Origin of the sequence: Cupriavidus sp. BIS7 (assembly GCF_000292345.1) — a bacterium.
Taxonomy (GTDB): domain Bacteria; phylum Pseudomonadota; class Gammaproteobacteria; order Burkholderiales; family Burkholderiaceae; genus Cupriavidus.
Genome location: NZ_ALOU01000049.1, coordinates 115,199 through 131,436, shown reverse-complemented (window position 1 = coordinate 131,436; position 16,238 = coordinate 115,199). Strand labels below are relative to the sequence as shown.

At 65.7% G+C, this 16,238-nt stretch carries 20 protein-coding genes and 1 pseudogene; 5 read left to right on the top strand and 16 right to left on the bottom strand.

The genetic code is table 11. From position 1 onward, the window contains the following. Window position 1: 1 nt before the first annotated feature. The 12 genes from soxX to B552_RS0118135 form a co-directional block, all read right to left on the bottom strand. Window positions 2-646 carry a sulfur oxidation c-type cytochrome SoxX gene (gene soxX, locus B552_RS0118190; RefSeq protein WP_019450481.1) on the bottom strand — a complete coding sequence of 215 codons (645 nt, stop codon included), beginning with the start codon at window positions 644-646 and terminating at the stop codon, window positions 2-4. A 14-nt stretch (window positions 647-660) separates the two neighbouring features. Next, window positions 661-1,524 (bottom strand): sulfur oxidation c-type cytochrome SoxA, encoded by an 864-nt coding sequence (soxA, locus tag B552_RS0118185; RefSeq protein ID WP_019450480.1) that lies wholly within the window; start codon window positions 1,522-1,524, stop codon window positions 661-663. A 164-nt stretch (window positions 1,525-1,688) separates the two neighbouring features. Beyond that, window positions 1,689-2,150: a DsrE family protein gene (locus tag B552_RS0118180; RefSeq protein WP_019450479.1), complete on the bottom strand. Its 462-nt coding sequence runs from the start codon at window positions 2,148-2,150 to the stop codon at window positions 1,689-1,691. A 22-nt stretch (window positions 2,151-2,172) separates the two neighbouring features. Continuing rightward, a complete protein-coding gene (soxZ, locus tag B552_RS0118175) occupies window positions 2,173-2,484 on the bottom strand; it encodes a thiosulfate oxidation carrier complex protein SoxZ (protein WP_019450478.1) in 312 nt (103 codons plus the stop codon). Window positions 2,485-2,537: 53 nt separating this feature from the next. Beyond that, window positions 2,538-2,993, bottom strand: coding sequence for a thiosulfate oxidation carrier protein SoxY (gene soxY / locus B552_RS0118170; protein WP_019450477.1), 456 nt, complete (start codon window positions 2,991-2,993; stop codon window positions 2,538-2,540). A gap of 151 nt (window positions 2,994-3,144) precedes the next feature. Further along, window positions 3,145-3,471: a c-type cytochrome gene (locus B552_RS0118165; RefSeq protein WP_019450476.1), complete on the bottom strand. Its 327-nt coding sequence runs from the start codon at window positions 3,469-3,471 to the stop codon at window positions 3,145-3,147. A gap of 274 nt (window positions 3,472-3,745) precedes the next feature. Continuing rightward, the gene (locus B552_RS0118160) at window positions 3,746-4,639 is read right to left on the bottom strand and encodes an O-acetylserine/cysteine exporter (protein ID WP_019450475.1); all 894 of its coding nucleotides are present in this window, start codon (window positions 4,637-4,639) and stop codon (window positions 3,746-3,748) included. A gap of 123 nt (window positions 4,640-4,762) precedes the next feature. Then, entirely contained in the window at window positions 4,763-6,043 is a 1,281-nt protein-coding gene (locus tag B552_RS0118155) for an NAD(P)/FAD-dependent oxidoreductase (protein WP_019450474.1), read from the bottom strand. Window positions 6,044-6,046: 3 nt separating this feature from the next. Further along, window positions 6,047-6,430, bottom strand: coding sequence for a c-type cytochrome (locus tag B552_RS0118150; protein WP_035880021.1), 384 nt, complete (start codon window positions 6,428-6,430; stop codon window positions 6,047-6,049). A 5-nt stretch (window positions 6,431-6,435) separates the two neighbouring features. After that, window positions 6,436-7,284 carry a BON domain-containing protein gene (locus B552_RS0118145; RefSeq protein WP_019450472.1) on the bottom strand — a complete coding sequence of 283 codons (849 nt, stop codon included), beginning with the start codon at window positions 7,282-7,284 and terminating at the stop codon, window positions 6,436-6,438. A gap of 153 nt (window positions 7,285-7,437) precedes the next feature. Beyond that, entirely contained in the window at window positions 7,438-8,025 is a 588-nt protein-coding gene (locus B552_RS0118140) for a phosphoheptose isomerase (RefSeq protein WP_019450471.1), read from the bottom strand. Between the two features lie 30 nt (window positions 8,026-8,055). Beyond that, window positions 8,056-8,472 carry a YraN family protein gene (locus tag B552_RS0118135; RefSeq protein ID WP_019450470.1) on the bottom strand — a complete coding sequence of 139 codons (417 nt, stop codon included), beginning with the start codon at window positions 8,470-8,472 and terminating at the stop codon, window positions 8,056-8,058. 16 nt (window positions 8,473-8,488) lie between these two features. On the opposite strand from B552_RS0118135, the gene rsmI reads away from it, so the two are divergent. Next, entirely contained in the window at window positions 8,489-9,388 is a 900-nt protein-coding gene (rsmI, locus tag B552_RS0118130) for a 16S rRNA (cytidine(1402)-2'-O)-methyltransferase (protein ID WP_019450469.1), read from the top strand. Window positions 9,389-9,472: 84 nt separating this feature from the next. Here rsmI and B552_RS0118125 read toward each other — a convergent pair whose 3' ends face one another. Further along, the gene (locus B552_RS0118125) at window positions 9,473-10,204 is read right to left on the bottom strand and encodes a septal ring lytic transglycosylase RlpA family protein (protein ID WP_019450468.1); all 732 of its coding nucleotides are present in this window, start codon (window positions 10,202-10,204) and stop codon (window positions 9,473-9,475) included. Window positions 10,205-10,489: 285 nt separating this feature from the next. Between B552_RS0118125 and B552_RS0118120 the strand changes: the two genes are divergently transcribed. The 3 genes and pseudogenes from B552_RS0118120 to B552_RS0118110 all read left to right on the top strand — a co-directional run bounded on the left by B552_RS0118120 (window position 10,490) and on the right by B552_RS0118110 (window position 12,178). Then, complete coding sequence (locus B552_RS0118120) at window positions 10,490-11,140, top strand: MBL fold metallo-hydrolase (RefSeq protein ID WP_019450467.1); 651 nt, start codon at window positions 10,490-10,492, stop codon at window positions 11,138-11,140. Continuing rightward, window positions 11,137-11,794: pseudogene (locus B552_RS0118115) on the top strand (exonuclease). The gene B552_RS0118120 and the pseudogene B552_RS0118115 overlap by 4 nt, the downstream one beginning before the upstream one ends. A gap of 153 nt (window positions 11,795-11,947) precedes the next feature. Then, on the top strand, window positions 11,948-12,178 hold the full coding sequence (locus B552_RS0118110; RefSeq protein ID WP_019450465.1) for a hypothetical protein: 231 nt from the start codon (window positions 11,948-11,950) through the stop codon (window positions 12,176-12,178). A 117-nt stretch (window positions 12,179-12,295) separates the two neighbouring features. Here B552_RS0118110 and arsC read toward each other — a convergent pair whose 3' ends face one another. Next, entirely contained in the window at window positions 12,296-12,655 is a 360-nt protein-coding gene (gene arsC, locus B552_RS0118105) for an arsenate reductase (glutaredoxin) (RefSeq protein ID WP_019450464.1), read from the bottom strand. 184 nt (window positions 12,656-12,839) lie between these two features. Here arsC and B552_RS0118100 point away from each other — a divergent pair, with 184 nt between their 5' ends. After that, the gene (locus B552_RS0118100) at window positions 12,840-13,430 is read left to right on the top strand and encodes a GNAT family N-acetyltransferase (protein ID WP_026035787.1); all 591 of its coding nucleotides are present in this window, start codon (window positions 12,840-12,842) and stop codon (window positions 13,428-13,430) included. A gap of 114 nt (window positions 13,431-13,544) precedes the next feature. Here B552_RS0118100 and B552_RS0118095 read toward each other — a convergent pair whose 3' ends face one another. Next, window positions 13,545-14,795 carry an ArgE/DapE family deacylase gene (locus B552_RS0118095; RefSeq protein ID WP_019450462.1) on the bottom strand — a complete coding sequence of 417 codons (1,251 nt, stop codon included), beginning with the start codon at window positions 14,793-14,795 and terminating at the stop codon, window positions 13,545-13,547. Between the two features lie 64 nt (window positions 14,796-14,859). Beyond that, complete coding sequence (locus B552_RS0118090) at window positions 14,860-16,116, bottom strand: allantoate amidohydrolase (RefSeq protein WP_019450461.1); 1,257 nt, start codon at window positions 16,114-16,116, stop codon at window positions 14,860-14,862. Window positions 16,117-16,238 lie beyond the last annotated feature (122 nt).

Genomic DNA, 16,238 nt, shown 5'->3' with positions numbered 1-16,238 from the left:
CTTATTGATTGACGGGCGATGCCGGATCAAGCAGCAGCGCCATCACGTCGCGGATCTGCTGTTCGGTCAGGATGCCCTTGTGGCCGAAGCGCGGCATGTTGGAACATGCGCTGAACGCGTTGGAATCCCAGATCTTGCCCCACGTGTAGCGGACCACTTCCTGCGAGTTGCCGCGCAGCTTTCCGTAGTTGTAGAGCGACGGGCCGATATTGCCGAACGAGATCTCGGCCTTGGTCAGCTGATGGCACGCGTAGCAGTTGCCGCCGTTTGTACCGCCCACCGTATCGGTGAACTGCATGCCACGGCCGTTCTGCGCGATCTTCTCGCCTTCCTTCCAGTCGCCAATCCAGTTGTTGTCGGCGGGGTATTTCACCTGCTTCAGCTCGGCGGCTTCCACCTTCTTCGCCACGGCGGCCGGTACCTTGGTGCGATCGGGATACTGGCTGCACGCCTTCTGCGTGGCATCCTGGTTCAGCACGCCCTCGACCGTTGCCGGCCCCTTCGACGTGAACGACGATTCGATCATCTGGCGCACATCGGCGTCGGTGACCTTCGTGGTCTTGGCCGCAGTCTGTGCCAGCGCCTGCGTGCCGGCGCCGGAGAGCGCCACCAGGCCCATCAGCGCGATCGTTTGGAGTTTGTTCATCTTGTTCCCCCTGCTTAGCGCTTCATGTTCGGGCCATCGTACGTGCCGCCGTTGGCATTCTTCGCCAGGAACAGCGACAGGGCGGTGATGACGTCGGAGCCGTAGGCCGGTTCGGGGAAGCGCTGCTGGCGCAGGCAGTCATAGAGGCGGTGCTGCATCGTGCGAACCTCGCCCTGCGAGACACGATACGCGGGCCACGTGGTGTACGCGGCCTCGGCGCCCTTGGATGTCAGCAGGTTCGGCAGGTCCTGCAGGCGGATGCGCTGGCCATCCACCGCATGGCAGGTGGCGCAGGCAAAGTCATACGCGCCGCCGCGATAGAAGAACATCTTCTGGCCCAGCGCGTAGACCCGTTTTTCTTCGGGATGCGTGAGCTGGACGTTCATCTTCACGCCACGCGATTCACCGGCCAGGTACGCGGCCAGGCGTTCGATATCGGATGGCTTGCCTTGCGACGAGAACGGGTTCTTCGTCGCCTCTTCCGGCGTCAGACCCTGCAGCGTCACACGGCAGTAAGCGAGGCGCTGCTCCAGGTCCATGACCTTGTTGGTGTCCTTGAAGTAGCGCGGCAGTTCCGCGTAGGCGCCCTTGGTCACGCCCGGACCCTTGCCGAGGTCGCACTGTTCGAGCGACACGTTCTTCGGGCCGGCAGGCTTTTTCCACAGTTCCTCGCCAGCGGCTTCCCACAGTTCGGCGGGATTGCCTTCTGCCAGCATCTGGCGGTACTTGGCCAGTTCTTCGGCGGTGCTGCCCTGCGCCAGCGCGGGCGCGGAGAGCGACGTGGACAGGGCTGCGGCCACGGCGGCCACGGCCAGGACGGCGGGCGCGGCGCGCCGCATGCGGCGGGTATTGCGAGGAATATTGCGCGGGGAAACCATCGGGGCGTTCTCCTCGCCATCGCGCTGCATGGCTGGGCAGCGGAGGCTTGTTATACGGGTCCGGCCCAGGGGCTCATGGCCGGACTTCCGGGAAATCAGTTTCGGGGCCTCAGGCACCACTCAGGTGCGATCCGCGCACCACCGAAGTGCCGCATGACAGCCGCTCAAGGCTTGAGATACGCGTAGCCTTCTTCGAACTGCAGACGCGCCACCTCCACCACGCCGGCGGGCACGACCTTGGCATCCATCAGCAGGTTCTGCTCGGAAATGTGGCGCGCGTTCAGCGTGTTGTGACAGACGCGGAAATCCACACCCGACGACGTCAGCGCCGCCACGGGCGCTTCGAACGTGTTGCCGCGCGAATCCTTGGCGCCTTCGACCAGGAAATCGACGCCGTAGCCGAATGCCACCACGACGATCTTCGTGTCTGGCGCGGCATTCAGGTGATTGCGCAGGTTGGCCATCGCACGGACGGCCTGGTCGATGCCCTCGGACAACTGGTAGACGACCTTGACGCGGCCCTTGCCCGACGTTGCCGTGGACGAGGGCGACTGCGCAGCCGCCGCCTTTGCCGTGAGGCCGATGGCGGCCAGCGCCGCCGTGGCCCGAATGAATGCTCGCCGCATGATGGTTCCTCGCTTCGCCGTGTCAGGCGATGGTGGCTTCGTCGGTACGCTTGTCGCCGCGGTTGTCGACCCAGGTCACGGTGACCTTGTCGCCCTTGGCGCCGCCCTTGAACTTGAAGTTCAGGAACGGATCCTTCGATACGGCCGGGCCGAACTGGGCGTGGAATACTTCCTTGCCCTTGCACGTGGCGATCACGGTCTGGATATGCCAGGCCGGAATCGTCTTGCCGGCCGCGTCCTTGCGCTGGCCGGTCTCCATGTCGTGCTTCATCAGAATCTTGACGTCCACCACGCCGCCGTTTTCGGTGGCGCGAACGCGCATCGGGTCTGCCATGTGCTTCTCCTGTCAGCAGTAATCTGGAAATCCTGGGTCCGGGCGATGGGGCTTCAGCCGCCGCAGCCGCCCAGCGTGACCTTGATTTCCTTCGATGCCACGTACCACTTGCCGCCGGCCTTGACCGCAGCATGGACGACCGAAGTCTGGCCCATCTTCACGCGCGTGGACACGAACGGTTCGGTGCCGGCCGGAATGGTGAAATCGGCAGCCAGCGTGTTCGGGTTCTTTTCCACCAGGATAGCGATCTGCTCGGTATCCGGGAGGTTGCTGGTCACGGCCACCGGCACCACGGCGCCGTTCTCGGCGATATCGGGGGCCACGAACGTGATGGCCGAGCTTTTCTCGGGGCCGCTGCCGCCGAGCGCCTTGATCACGTCGGACACGCTCTTGCCGTCAAAGGCCGTCTTGTTCCACTCCGCGGCCTGTGCCTCGCTGATCAGGCCCGTTGCGGCCATCAGCGACAGCACAGCGGTCATCCGCAGCACTTCTCGTCGTTTCACATTCATCTTGCTCTGTTTCCTCTACTTGCTTGCCCGGTTCCCTTTCGACCACTGCGTGCCGGTACGTTGCCGGCCCATCATGATTAGGTTGTTTGCCTGCCAGAAACGGTACGGGCCGCCAGCGTTGCCAGACGGCCCGATTCAGCCCTTGTGAAGCTTACTTGGCCGGCGCGCCAGCCAGGACCCACTCCACCACGGTCTTCAGGTCGGCATCGCTCACGCCGCTGTTGGCCGGCATCGGCACCGGGCCCCAAACGCCAGAACCGCCGTTCTTGACCTTGGCGGTCAGCGTTGCCAGCGCGTTCTTGTCACCCTTGTACTTGGCGGCCACATCCTTGTAGGCCGGGCCCACGAGTTTCTTGTCGATCTGGTGGCAGCCCATGCAGGCGTTCTTGTTGGCAATATCCTGGGCCTTGGCGGCATCCACGGCGTGCGCGGACGCTGCGGCGCCCAGCAGCGCTGCGGCGATGACAAACTGCTTCATGTGTTGTGCTCCAAACTGATTGAGCCGTGGGGACGGCAAAGGGCGCGCTTGGGGGCGACCCCCGCGGCGCGGCACGCGCTGGCCGCCGTTGGGGCGGGCCATCTCGGACCTCTGGGCCTCCGGGCCTCTTCGGTGAAACGCTGAGGGTCTCTCGGGCATATGCGGCCAGCCCGCTATTTTGCCTCAAGAAGTGGCAACGAACGCGATTCGAGAGTGATATCGATATTCACAAAATCGCGGGAAAAGCCGCCAAATTAAGGGTTAACCCGCGAATCTATCGGCTAACCAGCGCACGGCCGCTCCACAGCCGGCCGCCGAAGACATTGAGCAGCAGCCCGGCCATCACCACCACGGCGCCAGCCCATTGCGCCAGCGCCAGCGCTTCTCCCAGCAGCAGGCGGGCCGAGACCAGCCCGACCACGGGTACCAGCAGCGTCAGCGGCGCAACCTTGCTGGCCGCATAGCGCGTCAGCAGTCGGCCCCACATCGTGTAGCCGAACAGCGTTGCGCAGAAGGCCAGATAGCAGACCGCGAACACGCCCATGCCGGAGATATGGGAAAGCGCCTGCCCAATGCGGGCCGGGCCCTCGAACCAGAGCGACAGCAGCCAGAACGGCACGATCGGGACCAACGCGCCCCACACCACTAGCCCCAGCAGGTCCACCGGCCCGATCTTCTTGCTGACGATATTGCCCGTGGCCCAGCACAGTGAGGCACATAGTGTCAGCAGGAAGCCCGCCACCGTCATGCCGCCCGGGCCGTGCGCCGCGCCGCTGCCGATCAGTGCCAGCCCGCACGCGGCAACGGCCATGCCGGCGATGTTGTGCCAGCGCACCGGTTCGCCCAGCCACAGCCCGGCAATCGCCACGGTAAAGAACACCTGAGACTGCAATACCAGCGATGCCAGCCCAGCCGGCATGCCCACGGCCATCGCGTAGAACAGGAACACGAACTGGCCAAGGCTGATGGTGGCGCCATATGCCACCAGCATGCGCAACGGAATACGCGGCCGCGGGATGAAGAAGATGGCCGGGAATGCCACCAGGCTGAAGCGCAGCGCGCCCAGCAGCATCGGCGGCACGCCGACAAGGCCCACCTTGATGACGACGAAATTGACACCCCAGACCACGATGATGGCCAGGGCAAGCAGACGGTCTTTGGCTTGCATGATCGACGAAGATACGCCGCATCCCAGGGGCGGGACGGCTGGCACGGCTAGCCTATCAGCCGATTGCCGCCCGTCATTGCACGATCCTGCTGTTTTGTTGTGCGCAAGGCGCCACGCGCGGCCTCAGGCGCCGAGCATGTCGGCCCAGATGCTGCGCGCCCAGGCAAGTCCGTACTCGCCTTCCTGCCTGCTCGGCGCCGTGGAAAGCCCGCCGGCGCCCGGCACCGTCAGCATCGTTTTCTCGCCGGCATCGTAGCGATGCACGCTGGCGATATGGATGGCCTCGGTCGACGACGTGAAGCTGTAACAGGTGTTCGTGTAGACCGGCGCCGGGTCCGGCTGCTGCCCGGCCAGCAGCTGCAGGATGGCGGCGGCGGCCACCTTGCCGTGCTGGTTGGCCATGCTGCCGGACTTCGGCATCAGCGGCGCGATCTGGACGGCATCGCCAAGCACATGGATTTCCGGCGCCACTTGCGACGCCATGCTCAGGAAATCGACCTCGCACCAGCGGCCGTTGGCCGTGGCAAGGCCGGTAGTCACGGCGATGGAGCCGGCCCGCTGCGGCGGCAGCAGATTGATCACGTCGGCGCGCTCGTCGTCCTGCACCTCGAACTTGAGCGTGCGCGTGGCCGGGTCGACGTCGACGGTTTCGTACTGGGGCCGGTACTCGATCATCCCCTTGTAGCGGGTTTCCCAGACGTGCCGGAACAGCGCACCCTTCGACGTGATGTCGGGGTTCGCATCGAGTACCAGCACCTTGCTACGCGGCTTGTGCTGCTTGAGGTAGTCGGCCACCAGGCAGGCGCGCTCGTACGGGCCGGGCGGGCAGCGGTACGGCGCCAGCGGAATCGTGATGGCGAACGTGCCGCCGTCCCGCATCGCGCCAAGCTGGCGGCGCAGCGTATCGGTCTGCGGGCCTGCCTTCCAGGCATGGACGATCTGCTCGCCGCCGGGTCGTGCCAGGCCCGGAATCGCGCTGGTCTGCATTTCCACGCCGGGGGACAGGATCAGGCGGTCGTAAGGCAGCGTCGTGCCGCCGGCCAGCCGCACCGTGCGCGCCGCGGGATCGATCGCCGTGACCGTGTCGCGCACGCGTTTCACGCCGTGGCGGCGTTCCAGCGCGTCGTACGGCTGCGTGATGTCGGCCATCTGGCGATAGCCGGCGATGACGAGGTTCGACAGCGGACAGGATACGAATGCGGCGTCGGGCTCGATCAGTGTGACGTCCACGGCACCGTGACTCCACGTGCGCAGGTAACGCGCGGCGGTTGCGCCGCCATAGCCGCCGCCGATCACGACCACCTTCGCCGATGCGGCCGCACGCGCCTGGCGCGTCGTGAGCATGCCGAGCGTGGCACCGACGGAACCGACGACAGCGGCCCGCAGAACGGTTCGTCTTTGCATTGGTTATTTCTGGTCGGCGAACCAGGCGGCCATGGCGATGATTTCCGCGTCGCTATAGCCACGGGCGATCTGCGGCATCACGGTTCCGGGCCGCTTGCCGCTCTTGTAGTCGAGCATCATTTCGACAAGATCGGCCTGCTGCCGCCCGGCAAGCTGCGGGATCGGGCTGCCGGCCGGGGGCCTGCCGTCAGGGCCATGGCAGATGGCACAGGACGCGGCCTGGTTGCGCGCCTGCGCCATGCGGGCGGCCTGGGCCTCGACGGTCAGTTTGCCGGAATCGGCGGGGCCAGCGGGCTGCGGGCCCGATGCCGGTTGCGCGAGCGCGAGCAGCGGCGCCGCGCAGGCGCCCGCGACGATGCCGGACAGGTACCGCCGCGGGGATGCCATGGTGCTCAAGGCAGATTGCGGCCCGGCGGCAGCGCCACCGGCGACGAACCCGGCGCCGCCACCGGGCTCGTGGTGGCCCCGCCCGACGTGTCCATCGACGCGGGCGCATCCGAGGTCACCGGGGCGTTTGGTGCGCTACCCGACACCGACTGCACCGGCGCCGGCGTACCCACCGCCTCGCTGCCGGTATTGCCGGACTGCGAACTGCCCATCGCGTCCAGGCGCGCACGCTCGGAGTCGCTCACGTAGTCGAACGCCTTGACCACCTTCTGCACGCCGCTGGAGTTGCGCGCCACGTCCGTGGCCTTGTCGCCTTCGGCCGTGGTGACGATGCCCAGCAAGTAGACCACGCTCTTGTCCGTGGTGATCTTGATCGAATTGGCCGGCACGCCTTCGGTGGTGACCAGTTGCGTCTTGACCTTGCTGGTCAGGTACGCATCGTTGCTGCGCGTCATGAAGCTGGGCGACGCCGTGACCTGGATCTCGTTGACCACGTCACGCGTGTTCTTCAGGCCGCGCACGTACTGCTCGATCTGCTGCTTGATGTCCGTATTGCTGGCCTCGCCAACCAGCAGCACCTTGCGGTTGAACACCGCCGTCTCCACGCGCGCCTGGTCGCTGTTGTAGCGCGAGCCCAGCGTGCTGTCGATTTCCATCTGCAGGCCGCGATCGATCGTCTGGGTGCCCGTGGGGCGGCGATCGGTCGCCATCACCACACCGGTACCGACCGCGCCGGCCAGCACCGGGAAGCAGCCGGCAAGTTGCGTGGCCGACACCACCAGCGCGGCCACGGTGATGGCCGTGCGCACGATGCGGGCCGGGGAATTCTTCTTCTGGATAGTCACGTTCGTCATGCGGTCCTTGGCAATAAATCAGGTTGCAGCAGGTTGCAGGGTGGTCGCGCGGCTGTGGATATCACTGTGGATGACACCGCAAAACCTGTGGAATACGTTGTGGGTACGCCTGTGGATAACCGGGGATAACTTTCCGGTTTTCACAGAAGCCTCTCAGGCCTCCCCTAGCAGCGCTTCGTCAATCCCGTCGCAAAGGCAGTGCAGCGTCAGCAGATGCACCTCCTGGATACGTGCGGTGCGGTCACTCGGCGCGCACAGGTGGATATCGAACTCGTCCAGCAGCGTTGCGATCTTGCCGCCCCCCTTGCCCGTCAGCGCCACCACGCCCATGTCGCGCTGGTGCGCCGCCTGGACGGCCGCGACCACATTGGCCGAGTCGCCCGACGTGGACAGCGCCAGCAGGATGTCGCCCGGCTGCCCCAGGGCCTCCACCTGCTTGGAGAAGACCACCGAGAAGTCGTAGTCGTTGCCGATCGCCGTCAGGATCGAAGTGTCCGTGGTCAACGCAATCGCTGCCAGCCCCGGACGTTCGCGTTCGAACCGGCCGATCAGTTCAGCGGCGAAGTGCTGGGCGTCCGCGGCCGATCCGCCATTGCCGCAGACCAGGATCTTGTTGCCACTGGTCAGCGCCGCGACCATCCGCTCCACGGCCGCATCGATATGCGGCGCCATCAGCGCGGCGGCGATGCGCTTGGTTTCGGCGCTATCCAGGAAATGCTGCTCGATACTTTCAATACTCATGGCTTGGTGACTTCTGCACAATTCCGCGCATTATGACGCAGCGCCTTCGCTGTCGCTGCCTTCGAAACCCAACGCGCCGAGGTCGAACGCATTGGGCAGCCATTCCAGCCGGCCAGGCTCCATCGCCACCACGTCCACCCGGCATGGCGGCAGCCGGTCCAGCGTGGCCAGGTAATGGCTGGCGGCGCGCAGCACGCGCCGCTGCTTGGCCGGCGTGACGCTGGCAGCGGCGCCGCCAAAGCCGCGCCCGCTACGCTGACGCACCTCGACAAAAACCAGCGTATCGTCTGCCGCACGCATGATCAGATCGATCTCGCCGCCTTTGCAGCGATAATTGCGCACGACCGCGGCCAAACCCTGCCGCTGCAGGTAGGTCAGCGCCCGGTCTTCGGCCAGCGCGCCCTGCCTGGTGGTGGATGGCGTGGTGGTTTTGAATGAGCGAATCAACGGAAGTTCTCCAAGCATGAGTGACTGGACCTTGCTGGCCAGCGGGCAGACCTACCCGCCGGGCACCCTGTACGTGGTGGCCACGCCGATCGGCAATGTCGCCGACCTGTCCCTGCGCGCGCTGCACGTGCTCGGGCTGGCCGACGCGATTGCATGCGAAGACACCCGCAATACCGGGCAATTGCTGTCGCGCGTCGGGCTGCAGCGGCCGCTGGTTGCCGTGCACGAGCACAACGAGCGCGAAGCCGCCGTCCGTATCGTCGAACGGCTGCGCGCGGGCGAACGCATCGCCTACGTCTCCGACGCCGGTACGCCCGGCATTTCCGACCCCGGTGCGCGGCTGGTGGAAGCCGTGCGCGCGGCCGGCCTGCACGTGGTGCCGCTGCCGGGCCCGAGCGCCGCTGTCACAGCGCTGTCCGTGGCAGGCGACATGCTCGAGGCTGGCGAAGGCCGATTCACGTTCGTCGGCTTCCTGCCCGGCAAGCCAAAGGCGCGCGCCGACGAAATTGCCCGGCTGGCCGCGCTTGACCATGCGTGGGTGCTCTACGAAGCGCCACATCGCATTGCCGACACCCTCGCCGCGCTGGCAGCCGCCCTGCCCGGCAGCCGCCGGCTGCTGATCGGGCGCGAACTGACCAAGCTGTTCGAGGAAACGCCGGTGCTGACCGTGGCCGATGCCCCGGCCTGGCTGGCTGCCGAGGCGTCGCGCGGCAAGGGCGAATTCGTGCTGGTCGTGGAAGGTGCCCGCCGCGCCGAAGCCGGCGCCGACGACGCGCCCGATGCCGAGGCCGAACGGGTGCTCAAGCTGCTGCTGGCCGAACTGCCGGCCAAGCGCGCCGCCAAGCTGACGGCGGCGATTACCGGCGCGAAAACGGACGCGCTCTACCAGCTCGCGCTTGCGCAGCGTGCTGAATGAGAAAAATCTGATCTGGAAGGGGAGTTTCAGGCCGGTGGTTGCGCGGGGGACGAGAGGATCGATCCGGCCGGCCTGCATCGCAATTTAGTTGCGCTTGCGTTTGGCCGTGGACTTCCTGGCCTTTGACTTCGTTGGTACCAGCGTGTTGGCGGTGTCCATGTCATCGGCGCCGCTGCCGTCACCAGCCTCCGTGCCTCCCGCCTCGATCTCCGGGCCCAGGGCCGCCACTTCAGTTCGGGACAGGCGACGGATCTCCACCTGCGTGGCTCCGTGGTTGACGAAGTTCAGGCGCTTGGCCGCCGCGTAGGACAGGTCCAGAATCCGGTTGCCATGGTACGGGCCACGGTCGTTGATGCGCACGACCGCCACCTTGTTGTTGCTCAGGTTGCGCACAAGAACCCAGCTATCGAGCGGCAATGAAGGATGTGCTGCCGTCATGGCGCGCATGTCGAAGCGTTCGCCATTGGCGGTCTTGCGGCCATGGAAGCCCTTGCCATACCAGGACGCCATGCCGCGCTGCTCGAACGTACCCATGTCTGCACGCAGGCCGTCAATCGATGGCTGCGTGCTTTCGTCCAGGCCGAACAGGTTCCAGCTGCCGCGATCGTCCGTTTTGGCCGTGGCCGACTTCGACTTGGCAGATTTCGTCGAGATCGCACCCTGCGTGGATGCGTTGTCGGCATCGCCGCCCGGCGGTGTCGCGCAAGCAGCCAGCACCAATGCCGATACGACGATCGTGCATTGACGAAGGAAGCGTTTGGAGCCGGGCGCGATGGCGCGTACGGACTCCAGGCGGAATGCGGGCTGGCTTTGCATAGGCGCGGAGTCTAACAGAGTCGATAGGAGCTAGTTCGTTGATTTTGTTACGAAATCTGTTCAAACAGTGTTCAAACTGATGTCAATTGCCCGCAATCCACGGCCTGACAAGGGATTGCGCCGGTTACCGCAACGCAGTACGTGAGTGGATCATGCATCCCTTGCGCTGGGCTTTCCGTCTGGAAGCCCACGTTGCGGCTTCGAAAAGCCGACGACGGCGCGGCTACAATGACCCACCTGCCCAGCCCCGGGCCCGGCCGCAAAAAATAGCCGCATCGATCACAAATGAAAGTCCTTCTGATCCCCGTAACACCCTTCCAGCAGAACTGTTCGCTGCTGATTGACGAGACCACGCAGCGTGCGGCGGTATGCGACCCCGGTGGCGATCTCGATCGCATCCTCTCGGCGGTCAAGGAGCAAGGCGTCACGCTGGAGAAGATCTTCCTGACCCACGGGCATGTGGACCATTGCGCCGGCGCCGCGTCGCTGTCGCGCCAGCTCGGTATTCCGATCGAAGGGCCGCAGCAGCAGGAGCGCTTCTGGATCGAGCAGCTACCCGAGCAGACGCGGCGCTTCGGCTTCGGTCACCCCGAGGCGTTCGAGCCGGACCGCTGGCTTGAAAACGGCGACACCGTTACGTTCGGCAACGAGACGCTCGAGGTCTACCACTGCCCCGGCCACACGCCCGGCCACGTGGTGTTTTTCTCGCGCGCGAACAAGCTGGCGATCGTCGGCGACGTACTGTTTGCCGGTTCGATCGGCCGCACCGACTTCCCGCGCGGCAACCACGCCGACCTGATCCGCTCGATCCGCACGCGGCTCTGGCCACTTGGCGACGACGTGACGTTCGTGCCCGGCCACGGCCCCGTTTCCACGTTCGGCGAGGAGCGCCGCAACAACCCGTTCGTGGCCGATCACCTGATCGACGTGGCCTGACCCATGGCGAAGAAGCAGGCGCCGGATACGCGTCCCGAGATCTACGTCAGTACCGACGTGGAGGCCGATGGCCCGATCCCGGGGCCGCACTCGATGCTGTCGTTCGCGTCCGCCGCCATGCTGGCCGACAAAACCGTGGTCGGCACGTTCTCGGCCAACCTGGAAACGCTGCCCGGCGCGGCCGGCCATCCGGCCCAGATGCAATGGTGGAAAACGCAGCCGGACGCCTGGGCAGCGTGCCGGCGTGACCTGCAGCGCCCCGAGGACGTGATGCCGCGCTACGTGGAATGGGTGGAAAACCTGCCCGGCAAGCCGGTCTTCGTAGCGTTTCCGGCCGGCTTCGATTTCACGTGGGTGTTCTGGTACATGATGCGGTTTGCCGGCCGCTCGCCATTCGGCTGGGCCGCGCTCGACATCAAGACGATGGGTTTTGCGCTGACCGGGCGGCCCTACCGCAAATCGGTCAAGGCCGCCTTCCCGGCCCACTGGCACGATCCGCTGCCGCATACCCACGTGGCCCTGGACGACGCGCTGGAGCAGGGGGCCCTGTTCTGCAACATGCTTGCGGAACTGCGCGCGCGTGAGGCGGTGCTGGCCAGCGCGGCGGCCGCACCAGCCGGTCCCGGCAGCGAAAGCGATTCCTCACCTGCTTGATTAGGTGCCGGGGCATTTTCCGTACGGCACCCAACATGCGTCCGGTTTCCCCAGCGGTAGCGTCATGGCCGGCGTCACCTATAGTAGAAGCACGCGAACGGCGGCGTGAATGTCCGCCCGCAAATGCCGACGGTGCGCCGAGGAGGTGTGACCATGCGATTCCATCCTGATCTCCATCTCAAGGATCTTTCCGGCAGGTTGCACTGGCCCCATCGGCCCGGTTTGCACACCGATGTCATTTCCCATCACCATTCCGCCTCGGAAGATGCGGAAGTCGCCAAGGCGACGATCTATGTGAGCGCGCTGACGGCGGTCGTGCTGCTGCTTGTCCTGGCGGGAATCTCTTTCGGTCAGGAGGTCATGCACTGGCTGGGCGCCAATTGAAACGACCCTACCTGAAGCAAACCACCTGTCTGACCGGCCGGCCTCCACCTTGGTGGAGGCCGGTTCTATTTGGAGGCACTATCAAAATGATTCTGGCGTCGTTGCGCGGCCTCGGGTTTAGGCCAGCAGCGGTGTGACGTTCTCGGGCGGGCGGCCGATGGCGGCGCGGCGGTTGCGCACCACCACGGGCCGTTGCAGCAGGATCGGGTTGTCGGCCACGGCGGCCAGCAGTTCGGCGTCCGTCAGGCCGGGGTCGGCCAGGTCCAGTTCCTTGAAGACGGCTTCGCCATCGCGGATCATTTCGCGCACCGGAACGCCCAGCATCGTATGAAGCTGCCGCAGCGTGGTCAGCGACGGCGGTGACTTCAGGTATTCGACGATCTCCATCGGTTCGCCCAGGCGCTGCGCCGCGGACTCGACCAGCGCGAGCGTTTCGCGCGATTTCGAGCAGCGGGGGTTGTGGTAGATCGTGATCATGGCAGCTTCCCTTCGGCCTGTTTCGACGGCCTGTTTTCCATACCCCGCACTATATACAACCGCTCGCGGCGAGGGCGCGGTAAGGTTGCGGCATGTGGCTGGCACGCATCGTGCAACGCCTTAAGCACTGCTGATCCATGGCCAGCGATGACGTGCCATGGCCAACTCCTGCTCAGAATCCAACGTGTCCGAATCTGCCACCGCCTCCTGTTCCGCCGTGCCTTCCGCCGCTCCTTCGCGCAAGCCGTACCGGCTGCGCGACGCTATCCCCGACGACGTACCGGCCATCCAGGCCATCTATGCCCACCATGTGCAGCACGGCAGGGCGTCGTTCGAGGAAGTCGCGCCATCGGTCGACGACATGCGCCAGCGCTTCGGCGAGGTTCTCAAGAAGGGCCTGCCGTATATCGTCGCCGACCGCGATGGCGAGATCCTTGGCTATGCCTATGCATCGAGCTACCGCGCCCGCAGCGCCTACCGCTTTGCCATCGAGGATTCGATCTATATCGATCATCGCCACACTGGCGAAGGCCTGGGCCGCACGCTGCTGGCCGAACTGATCGCGCGCTGCGAGACCGGACCCTGGCGCCAGATGGTGGCCGTCGTGGCGCTGACCTCGAGCGGCGAAGGTGCAGGCTCCGTTGCCGTGCACGAGCGGCTTGGCTTCCGCACTGTCGGCCGGCTCGAATCGGTGGGCCTCAAGCACGGCCAGTGGATCGACACCCTGCTGATGCAGCGCCCGCTTGGCGTGGGTGACGAGACGCTCCCGGACTGAGTGCTCGGTCAGCCTGGCCGTGCCTGCCGAAGACCTCGGCGAATAAAAAAAGACCCGCGGACTTGCGTCGCGCGGGTCGTCATGACAACAAGGGGGTAATGCTCAGGGAGCCGGTCAGCCCATCAGGTCGGACAGCGCCAGCGCCACCACCTTGGTTGCACGGTTCAGATCGTTCAGGCGCAGGTTCTCGTCCGAGTTGTGGCCGCGCGCTTCCATCAGCGTGCGCGGGCCGGCACCGTACAGAACGGTCGGGATGCCGCGGCTCGTGTAGTGGCGCGCGTCGGTGTAGAGCGGCACGCCCTGCACGGGGATCTCCACGCCGAACACGGACTCGGCACGTTGCTTCAGCGCGCCAATCAGCTTTTCCACGCCAGGCAGTTCCGACAGCGGCTCGGCCAGGATGATGCGCTCCACCTTCACCTCGATGCCCGGGCGCTCCTTGGCGGCACGCTCGACCACGGCGCGGATTTCGCCTTCGGCGTCGAAGCCGATTTCTTCCGGAATCATGCGGCGGTCCACGCGGAACGTGACCAGGTCAGGCACCACGTTGGTATTGATGCCGCCCTTGATCAGGCCGACGTTCAGCGTGGCGGTGTCGATGCCCGGCACCTTGCTCTTGCGCGTGGCCAGTTCGGCGCGCAGGCCATAGATCGCCTGCAGGATATGCGTTGCGGCCTCGATCGCGTCCACGCCGGTGTGCGGCATGGCGGCGTGGCCCTGCTTGCCCTTGACGGTGACTTCCACGTGCAGGCAGCCGTTGTGCGCCGACGTGATGCCGTACGAGAAGCCAGCCGAGATCGCATAGTCGGGCTTGGTCAGGCCTTCGTCGAGCAGGAACTTCGGGCCGATGTCGCCGCCGGTTTCCTCGTCATAGGTGAATTGCAGCTCCACGGTGCCATTCAGCTTGGCACCCTGCTTTTCCGCTTCCATCAGCGCCAGCACTGCATACGCGTACGTTGCGAAGTCCGACTTCGACACGGCCACGCCACGGCCGTACATCACCGGGCCATGTTCGCTGTCGGCGATCTCGCCGCCGTACGGATCCTTCGTCCAGCCCAGGCCCGGGGGAACGACGTCGCCGTGGGCGTTCATGGCGATGGTCGGGCCACCGTTGCCGAAGCTCTTGCGCACCAGCAGGTTGGTCGCGCTGATCATGCCGGCGGCCTTGACCTTGTCCTCGGGCACCTTGTGCGCCTCGACCTTGAAGCCGAGGCCTTCCAGCAGTTCCTTGGCGCGCTTGCCATGGGCTTCGCAATCGCCGGTGGGGTTGTCCGACGGCACCTTGACCAGCTCCGCCAGGAACGCTTCCTGTTGCGGGCGGTTTGTGTCGATGTACTGGGTCAGTGTGGTTTCAACGGGATTCATGTTGTCTCGTGCGGTCATCTTCGTTATCTCGGGAGTCTGTGGTTTGCGTGGTCGATGCCAACGCTTATTGCGGACGGTGGAAGTGCTCGACGAAGTCGGCGAACACGCGCGCGGACGTCTGGGCGTCTTCCGACGTCATGATTTCGGTGGGGTGGTGGCTGATGCCGCCGTTGCCGCAGCGAACAAACAGCATGGCGACATCGGCGATGGCAGCGATTGCCATCGCGTCATGGCCGGCGCCGGACGGCAGGTGGCGCACCGGCACGCCCTGGCGCTCCACTGCACCAGCCCATTGGGCCTGCAGCCACGGCGCGCACGGCACGCTGGCGGCTTCGTGCGTCTTGCGGATCTGCGGGCGTACGTTGCGGCGCGCGCAGACACGTTCGATTTCGGCCAGCACGTCATTGACGGCCGATTCGCGCTCGGCGTCATCGCCGGCACGGATGTCGATCGAGAACACGGCGCGACCCGGCACCACGTTGGTGGCGCCATTCGGCACATTGAACTGGCCAACCGTGCCGACCAGACCCGGCTTGCCGCCGCAGCGCTTTTCGATGAACAGGCCGATTTCGGCACCTGCCATCGCGGCATCGCGGCGCATGTCCATTGGCACCGTGCCGGCGTGTCCGGCCAGGCCTTCGAGTTCGACGAGGAAACGCGTGGCGCCCGAGATTGCCGTGACCACGCCCACGGGCAGGCCTTCATTCAGCAGCACCGGGCCCTGTTCGATGTGGACCTCGATAAAGGCCAGCACCTGGCTGCGGTCATGCTTTGCGGCGGGCAGTTGCGCGGCATCGAAACCGGCCTCGCGCATGACTTCGCGCATGGTCTTGCCCGAGTCGTCGACGTTGTCGAGCACGTTGGTGTCGAAGGTGCCGGCAATGGCGCGGCTGCCCAGCAGCGTGGCCTTGAATCGCACACCCTCTTCCTCGGCAAACCCGACCACTTCGAGCGCAAACGGAAAGCGCTTGCCCTGGCGGTTCCACTCGGCCACGCAGGCAATCGGCAGGATCACGCCCAGGTTGCCGTCGTAGCGGCCGCCGTCGCGCACCGTGTCGAAGTGGGAACCGGTGAGCAGCGCCGCGGCGTTCGGCGTGGTGCCTTCATAGCGGCCGATCACATTGCCGGCGGCATCGCGGCGCACGGTCATGCCCGCGGCTTCCATCCACTCGGTCAGTTGCGCGGCGGCGCCGTGGTGGGCGTCGGTCAGGTAGGTGCGGGTGAGCATACCGGGCTGGTCGGTATGCACGGCCAGGGCGTCGGCCCAGGCCATGATGCGCGTGCCCGTTTCAGCGGACAACGGCGTAGGGGTTGCTGCCATCTGAGTGTCTCTCCTGCTGGTGGTCCGAGGCTGTTTCAGAATGATTCTGGCGTCGTTGCGGGGCCTTGCCGTACTTGTTTGTACTGTCTGCGGCCCCGCGCCTAGCCAGAACCGCTGCGCTT